13 protein-coding genes are annotated in these 14,531 nt (G+C 74.9%); 8 read left to right on the top strand and 5 right to left on the bottom strand.

The annotated features are described in order from the left end of the window. Positions 1–51: 51 nt before the first annotated feature. Complete coding sequence (gene argF / locus ACZ56B_RS04350; RefSeq protein ID WP_468786107.1) at positions 52–1,059, top strand: ornithine carbamoyltransferase; 1,008 nt, start codon at positions 52–54, stop codon at positions 1,057–1,059. Between the two features lie 42 nt (positions 1,060–1,101). On the opposite strand, the gene ACZ56B_RS04345 is transcribed toward argF, so the two are convergent. Beyond that, positions 1,102–1,539, bottom strand: a complete 438-nt coding sequence (locus tag ACZ56B_RS04345; RefSeq protein WP_468786105.1) for an ATP-binding protein — start codon at positions 1,537–1,539, stop codon at positions 1,102–1,104. A 200-nt stretch (positions 1,540–1,739) separates the two neighbouring features. Here ACZ56B_RS04345 and ACZ56B_RS04340 point away from each other — a divergent pair, with 200 nt between their 5' ends. Both ACZ56B_RS04340 and ACZ56B_RS04335 read left to right on the top strand, forming a co-directional pair. Further along, positions 1,740–2,567 carry an enoyl-CoA hydratase family protein gene (locus tag ACZ56B_RS04340; protein WP_468786103.1) on the top strand — a complete coding sequence of 276 codons (828 nt, stop codon included), beginning with the start codon at positions 1,740–1,742 and terminating at the stop codon, positions 2,565–2,567. After that, positions 2,552–4,888 (top strand): bifunctional salicylyl-CoA 5-hydroxylase/oxidoreductase, encoded by a 2,337-nt coding sequence (locus tag ACZ56B_RS04335; RefSeq protein WP_468786101.1) that lies wholly within the window; start codon positions 2,552–2,554, stop codon positions 4,886–4,888. The genes ACZ56B_RS04340 and ACZ56B_RS04335 overlap by 16 nt, the downstream gene beginning before the upstream one ends. Before the next feature lie 22 nt (positions 4,889–4,910). Here ACZ56B_RS04335 and ACZ56B_RS04330 read toward each other — a convergent pair whose 3' ends face one another. Both ACZ56B_RS04330 and ACZ56B_RS04325 read right to left on the bottom strand, forming a co-directional pair. Beyond that, the gene (locus ACZ56B_RS04330) at positions 4,911–5,732 is read right to left on the bottom strand and encodes a PaaX family transcriptional regulator (RefSeq protein ID WP_468786099.1); all 822 of its coding nucleotides are present in this window, start codon (positions 5,730–5,732) and stop codon (positions 4,911–4,913) included. 34 nt (positions 5,733–5,766) lie between these two features. After that, entirely contained in the window at positions 5,767–7,383 is a 1,617-nt protein-coding gene (locus ACZ56B_RS04325; RefSeq protein WP_468786097.1) for an AMP-binding protein, read from the bottom strand. A 117-nt stretch (positions 7,384–7,500) separates the two neighbouring features. Between ACZ56B_RS04325 and ACZ56B_RS04320 the strand changes: the two genes are divergently transcribed. Genes ACZ56B_RS04320 through ACZ56B_RS04310 form a run of 3 tightly spaced genes read left to right on the top strand, consistent with a single transcriptional unit; the run spans position 7,501 to position 9,876 of the window. After that, a complete protein-coding gene (locus ACZ56B_RS04320) occupies positions 7,501–8,628 on the top strand; it encodes an acyl-CoA dehydrogenase family protein (RefSeq protein WP_468786095.1) in 1,128 nt (375 codons plus the stop codon). Further along, positions 8,625–9,023: a RidA family protein gene (locus ACZ56B_RS04315; protein ID WP_468786093.1), complete on the top strand. Its 399-nt coding sequence runs from the start codon at positions 8,625–8,627 to the stop codon at positions 9,021–9,023. The genes ACZ56B_RS04320 and ACZ56B_RS04315 overlap by 4 nt, the downstream gene beginning before the upstream one ends. A 28-nt stretch (positions 9,024–9,051) precedes the next feature. Then, positions 9,052–9,876 carry an alpha/beta fold hydrolase gene (locus tag ACZ56B_RS04310; protein ID WP_468786091.1) on the top strand — a complete coding sequence of 275 codons (825 nt, stop codon included), beginning with the start codon at positions 9,052–9,054 and terminating at the stop codon, positions 9,874–9,876. 17 nt (positions 9,877–9,893) lie between these two features. Here the strand turns inward: ACZ56B_RS04310 and ACZ56B_RS04305 are convergent, their stop codons facing one another. Further along, entirely contained in the window at positions 9,894–10,088 is a 195-nt protein-coding gene (locus ACZ56B_RS04305; protein WP_468786089.1) for a DUF5999 family protein, read from the bottom strand. A gap of 341 nt (positions 10,089–10,429) precedes the next feature. Continuing rightward, a complete protein-coding gene (locus ACZ56B_RS04300) occupies positions 10,430–11,488 on the bottom strand; it encodes a PucR family transcriptional regulator (RefSeq protein ID WP_468786087.1) in 1,059 nt (352 codons plus the stop codon). A 228-nt stretch (positions 11,489–11,716) separates the two neighbouring features. Here ACZ56B_RS04300 and ACZ56B_RS04295 point away from each other — a divergent pair, with 228 nt between their 5' ends. Beyond that, a complete protein-coding gene (locus ACZ56B_RS04295; RefSeq protein ID WP_468786085.1) occupies positions 11,717–12,187 on the top strand; it encodes a hypothetical protein in 471 nt (156 codons plus the stop codon). 168 nt (positions 12,188–12,355) lie between these two features. Beyond that, positions 12,356–14,401, top strand: a complete 2,046-nt coding sequence (locus ACZ56B_RS04290; protein WP_468786083.1) for an SPFH domain-containing protein — start codon at positions 12,356–12,358, stop codon at positions 14,399–14,401. Positions 14,402–14,531 lie beyond the last annotated feature (130 nt).

The raw sequence follows: 14,531 nt of genomic DNA, 5'->3' as shown, positions 1-14,531 counted from the left end.
CGCCCGTATAGAATTCCAGGCATCCCCGTCCCCGCACCCCTGGAGCGCCCCATGGCGACAGTCCCGACCGCCCTCGCCGGCCGCCACTTCCTCAAGGAGCTGGACTTCACCGGGCAGGAGTTCCGCGCCCTGCTCGGGCTGGCCGCGGAGCTGAAGGCCGCCAAGAAGGCCGGGACCGAGATCCGGTACCTGCGGGGCAGGAACATCGCGCTGATCTTCGAGAAGCCCTCGACGCGCACCCGCTGCGCCTTCGAGGTCGCCGCCGCCGACCAGGGCGCCTCGACGACGTACATCGACCCGAGCGGCTCGCACATCGGGAAGAAGGAGTCCGCCAAGGACACCGCGCGGGTGCTCGGCCGGATGTTCGACGCGATCGAGTTCCGGGGGGACGCCCAGTCCACCGTGGAGACCCTCGCCGAGCACGCCGGGGTGCCCGTCTACAACGGTCTGACCGACGAGTGGCACCCCACCCAGATGCTCGCCGACGTGCTCACCATGACCGAGCACAGCGCCAAGCCGCTCGAGGAGATCGCCTTCGCCTACCTCGGCGACGCCCGCTTCAACATGGGCAACTCCTACCTCGTCACCGCGGCCCTGCTGGGCATGGACGTCCGCGTCGTCGCCCCGAAGGCCTACTGGCCCGCCCAGGAGGTCGTCGACCGGGCCCGGGAGCTCGCCGCGTCCAGCGGGGCCCGCCTCACGCTCACCGAGGAGATCGCCGAGGGCGTCGCGGGCGCCGACTTCGTCGCCACGGACGTCTGGGTCTCCATGGGCGAGCCCAAGGAGGTCTGGGACGAGCGGATCACCGCCCTCGCGCCGTACGCGGTGACCATGGACGTCCTGCGCGCCACCGGCAACCCGGACGTCAGGTTCCTGCACTGCCTGCCCGCCTTCCACGACCTGGGGACGACGGTCGCCCGCGAGGTGCACGAGAGCCACGGACTGACCTCGCTGGAGGTGACGGACGAGGTGTTCGAGTCGGCACACTCGGTCGTCTTCGACGAGGCGGAGAACCGCCTGCACACGATCAAGGCGGTCCTGGTGGCGACCCTGGCCTGAGCGCCGGCCCCGCCGCGGGGCGGGGCCCACGGGGGAACCCGGTCAGAGGGGGCGCCGCTGGCGCGGGATCGCCGGCAGCCGGAACCACACCGCCTTGCCGGACGCGGTGGGGCGGTGACCGCACGACGAGCTCAGGGTGCGGATCAGCAGCAGTCCGCGCCCGTGCTCCTGCCAGGGGTCCGGCGCTTCGAGGTCCGGGCGGGTGAGGTCGCCGGGCGGCGCCGGGTCGGCGTCGTGCACCTCCACCTGGCAGCCGGTCGGCAGCAGCTCCACCACCAGCTCGATCGGGCCCCTCCCCGAGGTGTGCTCCACGGCGTTGGCCACCAGCTCGGCGGTCAGCAGCTCCGCGGTGTCGCTGTCGGCGGCGTGTTCCCGCTCGGCCAGCGCCGTGCGGACCAGCGCACGCGCCACCGGCACCGCCGCGGTGGTGTGCGGCAGTGCGACGCGCCAGGAAGCGGAGGTCTGGGGGAGTTCGTGCACAGCGGGTCCGTTCGGGGAGCAGGCTGTCCTGCTTTCACGCGGCAATGGTACGGCGCGCCCGCCGGGACCCGGCGAGGGGGCGTCGAACCGGTGGACCGCACCGGGTGTCGCGCATTCGTGACGGCAGTCACCAATGAACAACAGCTTTCCGGGGTAGAGCTGCGGTGAGCAGTGCCGTGCCCGCCCGAGGAGGCCGCCCCATGAGTCCCTTCACCGGCTCCGCCGCCCGCACCGCCCGCTGGGAGCATCTGCGCGCCGACCTCGCCGACGGCGTCGCCACCGTCACCCTCGCCCGCCCCGAGAAGCTCAACGCGCTCACCTTCGGCGCCTACGCCGACCTGCGCGACCTGCTCGCCGAGCTGTCCCGGGAGCGGTCCGTGCGGGCCCTGGTGCTGGCCGGCGAGGGACGCGGCTTCTGCTCCGGCGGCGACGTCGAGGAGATCATCGGCGCGACCCTCTCCCTGGACACCGCCCAGCTGCTCGACTTCAACCGGATGACCGGGCAGGTCGTCCGGGCGGTGCGGGAGTGCCCGTTCCCGGTGGTCGCCGCGGTGCACGGGGTGGCGGCCGGCGCCGGCGCGGTCCTCGCCCTGGCCGCGGACTTCCGGGTGGCCGACCCCAGCGCCCGCTTCGCCTTCCTCTTCACCCGGGTCGGCCTGTCCGGCGGCGACATGGGCGCCGCCTACCTGCTGCCCCGGGTGGTCGGCCTCGGGCACGCGACCCGCCTGCTCATGCTGGGCGAGCCGGTGCGGGCGCCCGAGGCCGAGCGGATCGGCCTGATCAGCGTGCTCGCCGACGAGGGCGGCGCCGACGAGGCCGCCCGGGACCTCGCCCGCCGCCTGGCCGACGGTCCGGCACTGGCGTACGCCCGGACCAAGGCGCTGCTCACGGCCGAGCTGGACATGCCGCTGGCCGCCGCCGTCGAACTGGACGCCGCCACCCAGGCCCTCCTGATGAGGGGCGAGGACTACGCCGAGTTCCACGCGGCCTTCACCGGGAAGCGCCCCCCGAAGTGGCGGGGGCGGTAGCCGTGAGGATCGCCGTCATCGGGGGCGGGCCCGGCGGCCTGTACGCCGCCGCGCTGCTGGGGCGCCTCGACCCCGCCCACGAGATCACCGTCTGGGAGCGCAACGCCCCGGACGACACCTTCGGCTTCGGCGTCGTCCTGTCCGACGAGACGCTCGGCGGCATCGAGCACGCCGACCCGGTGGTCCACGCGGCCCTGCGGCGGCACTTCGTGCGCTGGGACGCCATCGACGTCGTGCACCGGGGGGTGCGCCACACCTGCGGCGGACACGGCTTCGCCGCCCTCGGCCGGCGCCGGCTGCTGCGGATCCTGCAGGAGCGCTGCCGCTGTCTCGGGGTGGAGCTGCGCTTCGGGGCCGCGGCGCCGGACGCGGAGCGGCTGGCGCGGACGCACGACCTGGTGATCGCCGCCGACGGGGTGCACAGCACCACCCGCGCGGCCTTCTCCGAGGTGTTCCGGCCCCGGATCACCGTGCACCGCTGCCGCTACATCTGGCTGGCCGCCGACTTCGCCCTCGACGCCTTCCGCTTCGAGACCGCCGAGACCGAGCACGGCGTGATGCAGCTGCACGGCTACCCCTACGCCCGCCCCTCGCCCGGCCGCCACCCCGCGTCAAGGCGCTCCGGGCCGCCGGACCGAGGCGCGTCCACGGTGATCGTCGAGATGCGCGAGGAGGTGTGGCGGGCCGCCGGGTTCGACGGGATGGACGGGGGCGAGTCGATCGAGCGCTGCGCCAAGACCTTCGCCGACGCGCTCGGCGGGCGCCCGCTGAGGTCCAACGACTCGGCCTGGACCACCTTCCGCACGGTCGTCAACGAACGCTGGTCCCACGGCAACGTCGTGCTCCTCGGCGACGCCGCCCACACCGCCCACTTCTCCATCGGCTCCGGCACCAAGCTCGCCGTCGAGGACGCCCTGGCCCTGGCCGCCTCCTTGCGCGAGCGGCCCTCGGTGCAAGGCGCGCTGACCGCGTACGAGGCGCGGCGGCGGCCCGTGGTCGAGTCCGCCCAGCGCGCGGCCCGGGCCAGCCTGGAGTGGTTCGAGGACCTGGAGCTGTACCTCGGCCAGCCGCCCCGCCGGTTCGCCTTCAACCTGCTGACCCGCAGCCGCCGCGTCACCCACGGCAACCTGCGGCTGCGCGACGCGCGCTTCACCGGGGCCGTGGAGCGCGAGTCCGGCTGCCCGCCCGGCACGCCCCCGATGTTCACCCCCTTCCGGCTGCGCGGCCTGACGCTGCGCAACCGGGTCGTCGTCTCCCCCATGGACACGTACTCCGCGACGGACGGCGTCCCCGGCGACTTCCACCTCGTCCACCTGGGCGCCCGGGCCCTGGGCGGGGCGGGACTGGTGATGACCGAGATGGTCTGCGTCAGCCCGCAGGGGCGCATCACCCCCGGCTGCGCCGGCCTGTGGACCGGCCGCCAGGCCGAGGCGTGGCGGCGGATCACCGACTTCGTGCACACGCGGGCCCCCGGCACCGCGATCGGCGTGCAGCTCGGCCACAGCGGGCGCAAGGGCTCGACCAAGCTCATGTGGGAGGGCATGGACGAGCCGCTCGACGAGGGCAACTGGCCCCTCGTCGCCGCCTCCCCCCTCCCGTACAAGCCCGGCAGCCAGGTCCCCCGTGAGCTGTCCCGCGCCCGGCTCACCGACATCAGGGAGCAGTTCGTCTCCGCCGCCGCGCGGGCCGCGCGGGCCGGCTTCGACCTGCTCGAACTGCACTGCGCCCACGGCTACCTGCTCTCCGGCTTCCTCTCCCCGCTGACCAACCACCGCACCGACGCCTACGGCGGGTCGCCGGAGAAACGGCTCCGCTTCCCGCTGGAGGTCTTCGACGCGGTGCGCGCGGTGTGGCCCGAGGAGCGGCCCATGACCGTCCGCGTCTCCGCCACCGACTGGGCCGCCGGCGGCACCACCGCCGAGGACGCGGTCGCGATCGCCCGTGCCTTCGCCGCGCACGGCGCCGACGCGATCGACGTGTCGACCGGGCAGGTGGTGGCCGACGAGGAGCCGGAGTTCGGGCGCTCGTACCAGACCCCGTTCGCCGACCGCATCCGTCACCGGGCGGGCGTCCCGGTGATCGCGGTCGGCGCCATCTCCTCCTGGGACGACGTCAACTCCCTGATCCTGGCCGGGCGCGCGGACCTGTGCGCGCTGGCCCGCCCCCACCTGTACGACCCGCACTGGACGCTCCACGCGGCGGCCGAGCAGGGCTACACCGGGCCCGGCGCCGACTGGCCGGCACCGTACCGGGCCGGGAGCCGGCCCCCGCGGACCGGCCGCACGGACCCGCCCGGGCCCCGGCTGCCGCCCGGGGGCTGACGCCCCGGCCCCCGGCCGGCGGTCACACCCCCGCGAACACGGCCCCCGCGTCCCGCAGGCGGTCGTGCAGGCCCCGGAACACGGCCGCCGAGCGGGCGCCGGGCCAGTCGTCGGGGAGCAGGGCGGCGGGGAGGCCGGGGTCCGCGTAGGGGAGGTGGCGCCAGGAGTCCAGGGCGAGGAGGTAGTCCCGGTAGGCCTCCTCGGGCGGGGTGTCCGCACGCCGCTCCCAGGCGCGCAGCACCCCCGCGTGGCGCTCCAGGAACGCCTCGTGCCGCTCGGCGATCCGGGCCAGGTCCCACCAGCGGGCGACCGCCTCGGCGGTGGGCGCGAAACCGAGGTGCTCGCCGCGGAAGAAGTCGACGTAGGCGTCGAGGCGCAGGCGCTCCAGGGTGTGCCGCGTCTCCTCGTACAGCCGCGCCGGGGCGATCCACACGCCGGGCGCCGCCGTTCCGAAGCCGAGGCCGGCCAGCCGGGAGCGCAGGACGTGCCGCTTCTGGCGCTCGGACTCCGGCACGGAGAACACGGCGAGCACCCAGCCCTCGTCCCCGGGCGGTGTGCCGGCGTAGATGCGCCGGTCGCCGTCCTCCAGCAACTGGCGGGCTTCCGGGGAGAGTCCGTAGCCGGCCGCGCCCTCGGCGGTGCGGGCCGGGACGAGCAGCCCGCGCCGCTTGAGCCGGGACACCGAGGAGCGGACGGAGGGGGCGTCCACGCCGACCGCGGCCAGCAGCCGGATCAGCTCGGCGACGGGCACCGGACCCGGCACGAAACGGCCGTACGCGCCGTAGAGCGTGACGATGAGGGACCTCGGGGCGTGCTGGGCTTGCTGGTCGGACACGTTGATCATCTTAGGCGGTGCCGGTCGGTTCCGTTCCCCGGCATCACGCCTGGTCAGCTCCGGTGCCGGTGCCCACGGGGGCGCGCAGCCGGAACCGCTGGAGCTTGCCGGTGGCCGTGCGCGGCAGCGCGTCCGCGAACACGATCTCGCGGGGGCACTTGTACGGCGCGAGTTCGGACTTCACGAAGGCGCGCAGGCGCTCGGCGTCCCGTCGCGCGCCCTCCTGGAGCACCACGTGCGCCACCACCACCTGGCCGCGCGCCTCGTCCGGCCGCCCGACCACCGCCGCCTCCACGACGTCCGGGTGGCGCAGCAGGGCTTCCTCGACCTCGGGACCCGCGATGTTGTACCCGGCCGAGACGATCATGTCGTCGGCGCGGGCGACGTACCGGAAGTAGCCGTCGGGGTCGCGGACGTAGGTGTCACCGGTGATGTTCCAGCCGTCGCGCACGTACTCCCGCTGCCGCGGATCGGCGAGGTAGCGGCAGCCGACCGGTCCGCGCACCGCCAGCAGCCCCGGCTGCCCGTCCGGTACGGGACGGCCGTCGGCGTCCTGCACGCGCGCCTGCCATCCGGGCACCGGGACCCCCGTCGTGCCGGGCCGGATCAGCTCGTCGGCGGCGGAGACGAAGATGTGCAGCAGCTCGGTGGCGCCGATGCCGTTGATGATGCGCAGCCCGGTGCGCTCGTACCAGGCCCGCCAGGTGGCGGCCGGCAGGTTCTCGCCCGCCGAGACGCAGCGGCGCAGCGAAGAGGTGTCGTGCCCGTCCAGTTCGCCGAGCATGGCCCGGTAGGCGGTGGGCGCGGTGAACAGCACCGTCACCCGGTGCTCGGCGACCGCGGCCAGGAGCTGCGGGGGACGGGCCCGTTCGAGCAGCAGCGCGCTCGCCCCGGCCCGCATCGGGAACACCACGAGCCCGCCGAGACCGAAGGTGAACCCGAGCGGAGGGCTGCCGGCGAACACGTCGTCGGCGGTCGGCCGCAGGACGTGCCGGGAGAAGGTGTCCGCGATCGCGAGCACGTCCCGGTGGTAGTGCATGCACCCCTTGGGCCGCCCGGTGGTGCCGGAGGTGAAGGCGATCAGCGCGACGTCGTCGGCCGCCGTGTCCACGGCCGCGTAGGGCGTGCCGGGCGCCGGACGGTTCAGCAGGTCGCCGGGGGAGTCGCCGCCGTACGCGGCGATCGTCAGGCCCGGGACGCCGGCCTCGGCGAGGCCGGCCACGGACCGGGCGTCGCACAGGGCGTGGCGGACCCGGGCGATCTCGCAGATGGTGCCCAGCTCGTGCGGGCGCTGCAGGTCCAGCACGGTGACGGCGATCGCGCCCGCCTTCAGCACCGCCAGCCAGCAGGCCGCCAGCCACGGCGTGGTGGGGCCGCGCAGCAGCACCCGGTTGCCGGGGACCACCCCGAGGTCGCCGGTGAGCAGGTGCGCCAGCCGGTCCACCCGGGCGCGCAGCTCGCCGTACGTCCAGCCGCCGCCGTCGGGGGTGCGGAGGACGGGGCGGTCGCCGGGCGGGCCGTGCAGCAGTTCGGCGGCGCAGTTCAGCCGCTCGGGGTAGGCCAGCTCCGGCAGGTCGAAGCGGAGTTCGGGCCACTCGCCGGCCGGCGGGAGGCGGTCGCGGGCGAAGGTGTCGACGTGCGCGGTGGCCCGTGGGTCCATGTCGGTCCGCCCCCTCGGCGTGGTGGGCTCGCCCCAGGAGCGTAGCGCGTTGGTGACGGCAGTCAACGGTTCGCGATAGCCTCGAAGGCGGCCCAGTGGCGAGGGAAGGGACCGGCGGTGGCCGCATTCTCGCTCGAACCGGAACAGCTCGCCTGGTGCGCCGAGTTGCGCTCCCTGGCCGCCGCACGCCTGCGCCCGCTCGCGGGGAGGGGTGGCCCCGGCCGCGTCAACCGCCCGCTCGTCGCCGAGCTCGGCGCCCTCGGCCTGCTGCCCCGGCTGTTCACCTCCGGCGCCCTCGACCTGTGCCTGATGCGGGAGTCCCTGGCCCGGGTCTGCACCGAGGCGGAGACCGCCCTCGCCCTCCAGGGCCTGGGCGCCCATCCGGTGCACGTCCACGGCACCGCCGCCCAGCGGGCCCGCTGGCTCCCCCGGGTGGGCGACGGCAGCGCGGTCGCGGCGTTCGCGCTCAGCGAGCCGGGGGCCGGTTCGGACGCGGCGGCGCTGTCGCTCGCCGCCCGCCCGGACGGCCCCGGCCGCTGGCGGCTCACCGGCGAGAAGTGCTGGATCTCCAACGCCCCCGAGGCCGACCTCTACACCGTCTTCGCCCGCACCTCCCCCGGCGCCGGCGCCCGCGGCGTCACCGCCTTCCTGGTCCCGGCCGACCGCCCCGGCCTCACCGGCTCGGCCCTCGACCTGCTCTGCCCGCACCCCGTCGGGAGCCTCGGCTTCGACGCCGTGCCGGTGACGGCCGACGACCTCCTCGGCGAGGTGGACGGCGGCTTCCGGGTCGCCATGGGCACCCTCAACCTGTTCCGCCCCAGCGTCGGCGCCTTCGCGGTCGGCATGGCCCAGGCGGCCCTGGACGCGACCCTCGACCACACCGCCCGGCGGGAGGCGTTCGGCGGGAGGCTGAAGGACCTCCAGGCGGTCGCCCACCAGGTCGCCGAGATGGCCCTGCGCACCGAGTCGGCCCGCCTGATGGTGTACGCGGCGGCGACGGCGTACGACGCGGGCGCGCCGGACGTCCCGGGGCGCGCCGCCATGGCGAAGCTGCTGGCCACCGAGACCGCGCAGTACGTCGTCGACCGGGCCGTCCAGCTCCACGGCGCCCGGGCCCTGCGGCGCGGGCACCTGCTCGAGCACCTCTACCGCGAGGTCCGCGCGCCCCGGATCTACGAGGGGGCGAGCGAGGTCCAGCGGGGCATCGTCGCCAAGGAGCTGTACAGGACCCTGGAGGACCGGTGACCGCCGAACGCGTCAACCCGCCCGGCCTCTGCCCGCCGGCCGGCTTCTCGCACGCCGTGGTCGCCACCGGCACCCGGGCGGTGTTCCTGGCCGGCCAGACCGCCCTCGACGGCGCCGGCGAGGTGGTCGGCGACACCCTGCCCGAACAGTTCTCCCGGGCCCTGGCCAACCTCCTCGCGGCCCTGCGCGCGGCCGGCGGCACCCCCGCCGACCTGGCCCGCGTCACCGTCTACGCCACCGATGTGGCCGCCTACCGCACCCACGCCCGCGAACTCGGCCGGCGGTGGCGGGAGCTGGCGGGCCGGGACTACCCGGCGATGGCGGTCGTCGAGGTGGTCCGGCTGTGGGACGAACGGGCGCTGGTGGAGCTCGACGGATTCGCGCTGCTGCCCTGAGCGGCCGGACGGCCCTTAGCGTGGAGGGATGCCGGAGATCACGCTCAGCGCGGGCACCGTCGAGTACGAGGACACGGGGGGCGGGGGCCCGGTCGTCGTCCTGCTGCACGGGCTGCTGCACGATTCCTCGGTCTGGCGGAAGATGATCGCCGAACTGCGCACCGACCACCGGCTCCTCGCGCCGACCCTGCCGTACGGCTCGCACCGCAGGCCGATGACCCGGCCGCCCACGCCCGACCTGGTCAACGAGCTGGTCGCGGAGTTCCTGCGGCGGCTGGACCTGCGGGACGTCACCCTCGTCGAGAGCGACTGCGGACGCGCCCAGACGGTCGCGGCCCGGCACCCCGAGCGGCTGGCGCGGCTGGTGCTGATCTCCTGCGAGGCCTTCGACAACTACCCGCCGGGCCTGCCCGGCAAGATGATCACCGCGGCCTGCAGGGTGCCCGGGGGCGTCCCGCTCATGGTCCGCGTCCTGGGCCTGAAACCGCTGCGCCGGCTGCCGTTCGGCCTCGGGGCGCTCACCAGGCGTCCCGTGCCGGACGAGATCGTCGACCGCTGGCTGCGCCCCTTGCGCACCGACCCGGCGATCCGGCGGGACTTCCGGCACTACGGGACCCACGTCCGGCGGACGGAGCTGCTCGAGGCCGCCCGGGGACTGCGCCACTTCGACCGGCCCGCGCTGGTCGTCTGGGCGGCCGAGGACCGGATGATGCCCCGCGAGCACGGCCGCCGGCTGGCCGAGCTGCTGCCGCGGGGCCGGCTGGTGGAGCTCAAGCACACGCGGACGCTGATCGCCGAGGACCGGCCGGAGCGCCTCGCCTCCCTCCTGCGGTGGTTCGTGGCGCAGGGGTGAGCGGCGCCCGGCCGGGATCAGGCGGCGGCCGCGAGGCGGTCGGCGGGCGCCCGGTGCGGGGCGACCACCCGGCCGTCGGGGCGCAGCTCACCGGTGTCGTCGAAGACGATCGAACCGTCGCAGAGCAGGCTCCAGCCCTGCTCGGGGTGGGCGGCCACCACGTGCGGGGCGGGGGATCCGGTCTGCCGGCAGGAAGGCTGGTGGGCACACATGGCGCACCTCCGCATCGGTGGGGACGGTCCGGAAGGGCCGTACAGGGATGACCGTGCTCCCGCCGCGAACTCATCGGAAGGACCCGCCGGGGAACGTGGCGGTTCCCGGACCCTTCCGGGACGGTTCCCGGACGACCGCTGCGGACGCGTCACCGCAGGAGCCGCCCCCCACCTCCCTCCGGCGGAGCCGCCCCCGCGGCTGACGGCGGGGGACCGCGGCACCCCGCGCCGGGACGTCCCGCGGACCACGGGGGCCGGGCGGCGCCGGACCCCGCGGGGCGTGCCGCCGGCCGGTGACCGCGGCCCGGCGGCACGCCCGGCGCGCCTCGGACACGCCCCGCTCACAGCTCGTTCGCCGGCCACTCCAGCAGGCGGGCGCCGATCACCGCCGTCTGGAGCATGTACCGGTGGGACGGGTCCGAGGGGTCGGCGCCGGTGAGCTTGTGGATGCGCTCCAGGCGGTAGGTCAGGGCGCGCACGCTCAGGGAGAGACGGCGGGCCGCCTCCGCGGCGACGCAGCCGGAGTCGAAGTACGCGGTGAGCGTGTCGAGGAGGGGTTCGGCGCCGCCGCGGGCCGTGGTGAGCGGGCCCAGGGTGTTGCGGACCAGGTCGGCCATGGCCTGGCGGTCGCGGGCCAGCACGGGGTAGACGAGCAGGTCCGCGGCGCGCAGCACCGGATCGTCCAGCTCCAGCCGCTCGGCGATCTCCAGGATGTTCAGCGCCTCCTCGTAGGAGTGGACGACCCCGCCGGGCCCGGACCGCGGGCGGCCGACGGCGACCTGCCCGCCGTCGGTGGCGGCGTGCGCCTGTTTGGCGAAGTGGAGGAGGACGTCCTCCTGGTGCCCGGGGGCGATGCACAGCAGCCGCCCGTCCTTGGTGGTGAGCAGGATGCTGCGGTTGCCGAACCGGGAGAAGAGGGAGTGCTCCACCTGCCGGGGGACCGGGTCGCCCTCCTCGTAGGGGACGGCTCCCCGGGCGACGGCCACCGCGTGCTCGTGGGACAGCCGCAGCCCGAAGCGTTCGGCGCGCTCGGCGAGCCGCCCCAGGTCGCTGCGGCCGTAGAGCAGGTCGTCGATGAACTCCCGCCGGATCGCCTCCTCCTGACGCACCGCCAGGCGCTGGGCCCGCTCGTAGCCCTCGGCGAAGACGTCCACCACCTGCTGGACGGCCGCGAGGACGCCGTCGGCCGAGTCGGAACCGCGGGGCCACGCCGCGCGGGCGGCGGACAGGTGGGCCCGGACCAGGACGCGCAGGCCGAAGCCCGCCTCCGCGGCCCGTTCGCCCAGGGCCCGCCGGGAGGCGATCTCGTCCCGGGTGAGGCGTCTGCCCGTGGCCGCGACCTCGGCCAGGATCTGGGCATAGCCGTCCAGATACTCCTCCGGGATCTCCCGCTCTGTCACGTCGTCCCCCTCGATTTTGACGCCTCCTTAGCGCGTCACCGGCATGGAGATCCTAGTGAACATTGCCGGAATCCGGCAATGCGTGGGCGGAAGACGATGGGGAAAGATGGCCCGCGGGGAGCACTGCACACGGTTCCGGTGCCGGGTACCGGCAGGTACCCGTGCCGGAACCGGAGGGGAGCGGTGCCACCGCGGAAACCGGCCGTGAGCGGGGAAGGGGGGACGGAAGTGCGTACGTTCGTGGAAGCCGCCACGGGCCTGCCCACCCTGCTGTTCACCGCCGCCCTCGTCGTGGTGGTCTGCTTCTGGCTGCTGGTGGCCGCCGGTGTCGCCGGCAGCCGCAGCTTCGACTCCGACGCGGATCTCGGCGCCCTCGGGATGGGCGGGGCCCCGGTCGCGGTCGCGTTCTCACTGCTGACGGTCCTCGCCTGGCTCCTCGCCACCGGTGCGGGCGTCCTGCTGGCCGCGGCCCTTCCCGAGGGGCCCGCCGCCGGACTGCTGCGCCCCCTCACCGCGTGCGGCGCGCTGCTCGTCTCCTGGCGGCTCACCCGCCTGTTCGTCCGGCCGCTGCACCGCCTCTTCCCGGACGAACCCGGCCCGTCCCGGTCCGCCCGCGCGCTCGCCGGGGACCGGGACGGCGCACCGCGTCCGCTCCGCGACGGGGCCGGGCGGCCCCGCCCGCACGACCGCGCCGCCTGAGCCGGAGCCCCGCGGCCGTGCCCCCGGGCCCCTCCCGCGACACCCGGGGCGCCGGCCCGGCGCCCGCCCGTCCCGCCGAGTCCCTTCGCCTTCTCACCCGTTGTCCTTGCCCGTTCCGGCCTGTCCCACCTTCTCCCGACCGGCCGTCAGCCCCGAAGGACGTCTCCCATGGATGCCGCCACCGTGGGCATCGCCGTGTTCGCCGGCGTCTGCCTGCTGTTCGTACTCGTCGTGCTGTTCGCCTTCTCCAAGCTGTTCCGCAAGGTGGAACAGGGCAAGGCGCTGATCGTCTCCAAGACCCGGAAGGTCGACGTGTCCTTCACCGGGCAGGTTGTGCTGCCGGTGCTGCACAAGGCCGAGGTGATGGACATCTCGGTGAAGACCGTCGAGATCACCCGGGCCGGCAAGGAGGGCCTGATCTGCCGGGACAACATCCGCGCGGACATCCGCATCACGTTCTTCGTCAAGGTCAGCAAGACCGCGGAGGACGTCATCAAGGTCGCCCAGGCCGTCGGCACCGCGCGGGCCAGCGACCGGAACACCCTGCAGGAGCTGTTCCACGCCAAGTTCTCCGAGGCGCTGAAGACCGTCGGCAAGCAGATGGACTTCACCGACCTCTACACCAAGCGCGAGGAACTGCGGTACCGGATCATCGAGGTCATCGGCGTCGACCTGAACGGCTACCACCTCGAGGACGCCGCGATCGACTACCTGGAGCAGACGCCGCTGACCCAGCTCGACCCCGGCAACGTCCTGGACGCCCAGGGCATCCGCAAGATCACCGAGCTGACGGCCGTGGAGCACATCCGCACCAACGAGGCCCAGCGCGGCGAGGAGAAGGAGATCACCCGGCAGAACGTCGACGCGCGCGAGGCGATCCTGGAGCTGGAGCGCCGGCAGGCGGACGCCGAGATCAAGCAGCGGCGGGAGATCGAGACCGTACGGGCCCGCGAGGAGGCCGAGACCGCGCGGGTGGTGGAGGAGGAGCGGCTGCGCGCGCAGAGCGCCTTCCTGCGCACCGAGGAGCAGCTCGGCGTGCAGCGGGAGAACCAGGCCCGCGAGGTCGCCGTCGCCGCCAAGAACCGCGAACGGGTCATCGCCGTCGAGAGCGAGCGCATCGAGAAGGACCGCCTGCTGGAGGTCATCGCCCGGGACCGGGAGACCGAACTGACCCGGATCGCCGCGGAGAAGGAACTCGAGGCGGAGCGGCGGGAGATCGCCGAGGTCGTCCGCGAGCGGGTCGCGGTGGACCGCACGGTCGCCGAGCAGGAGGAGTCCATCAAGAGGCTGCGGGCCGTGGAGGAGGCGGAGCGGCAGCGCCAGGCCGTGGTCATCGCCGCGGAGGCCGAGGCGCAGGAGAGGCTCGTCAAGGACATCAAGGCCGCCGAGGCCGCCGAGCAGGCCGCCGCGCACCGCGCCGCCGAGGAGATCGCGCTCGCCGAGGCCCGGCTGAAGACCGCCGACCTGGAGGCGCGGGCCAAGCTGCGGATGGCCGAGGGCGTCCAGGCGGAGGCCGCCGCCGAAGGGCTGGCCGCCGTCCAGGTCCGCGACAAGGAGGCCGAGGTCATCGAGAAGGCGGGCCGTGCCGAGGCCGAGGCCGCCGAGGCCCGGATGCGCGCCGAGGCCGAGGGGGCGCGGGCCAGGGCGCTGGCCGAGGCGGAGGCGATCGGCGGACGGCTCCGGGCGGAGGCGGCCGGCCTCACCGAGAAGGCGGCGGCGATGGCCGCCCTCGACGAGGCGTCGCGCGGCCACGAGGAGTACCGGCTGCGGCTGGAGGCGGAGAAGGACGTCCGGCTCGCCGGACTGGAGGTGCAGCGGCAGGTCGCCGAGGCGCAGGCCACGGTCCTGGCGACCGGGCTGGAGAACGCGGACATCAACATCGTCGGCGGGGAGTCGGTGTTCCTCGACCGGCTGGTGTCCTCGGTCGCGCTCGGCAAGGGCGTCGACGGCTTCGTCCGCGGCTCCGAGACCGTCCAGGCCCTCGCCCGGCCCTGGCTGGACGGCACGTCCGGCTTCACCGACGACCTGAGCCGCGTCCTGGGCTCCGTCTCCACGGCCGACGTGCAGAACCTCACGGTGTCCGCGCTGCTGATGAAGCTGATGAACGCGGACGGCGAGAACACCGGTCGGTTGCAGCAACTGATCGACAAAGCCGGTGAGTTGGGTCTCGCGGACACTCCGTTGGCCGCGCTGGACGGCCACGTCCGGACCTGACCGCCCGGCCGGGGGGGGGGGGGGGGGGGGGGGGGGGGTGCCCGCTCCCCTTTCCCCCGCGGGGTCCCGACCCCCCCACCCCCCCACAAACACACCACAGGCCCCCCCAGGAAAGAACGGGAGACGTGCC

Source organism: Streptomyces sp. NPDC034670 (genome assembly GCF_055574875.1).
Note: the sequence above shows the minus strand (reverse complement) of the source record. Positions and strands in the feature narration are given on the sequence as shown.

Coding starts and splice junctions, on each gene's coding strand:
- argF (WP_468786107.1), top strand. CDS start 52: ATGGCGACAGTCCCGACCGCCCTCGCCGGCCGCCACTTCCTCAAGGAG.
- ACZ56B_RS04340 (WP_468786103.1), top strand. CDS start 1,740: ATGAGTCCCTTCACCGGCTCCGCCGCCCGCACCGCCCGCTGGGAGCAT.
- ACZ56B_RS04330 (WP_468786099.1), bottom strand. CDS start 5,732: ATGATCAACGTGTCCGACCAGCAAGCCCAGCACGCCCCGAGGTCCCTC.
- ACZ56B_RS04325 (WP_468786097.1), bottom strand. CDS start 7,383: ATGGACCCACGGGCCACCGCGCACGTCGACACCTTCGCCCGCGACCGC.
- ACZ56B_RS04310 (WP_468786091.1), top strand. CDS start 9,052: ATGCCGGAGATCACGCTCAGCGCGGGCACCGTCGAGTACGAGGACACG.
- ACZ56B_RS04305 (WP_468786089.1), bottom strand. CDS start 10,088: ATGTGTGCCCACCAGCCTTCCTGCCGGCAGACCGGATCCCCCGCCCCG.
- ACZ56B_RS04290 (WP_468786083.1), top strand. CDS start 12,356: ATGGATGCCGCCACCGTGGGCATCGCCGTGTTCGCCGGCGTCTGCCTG.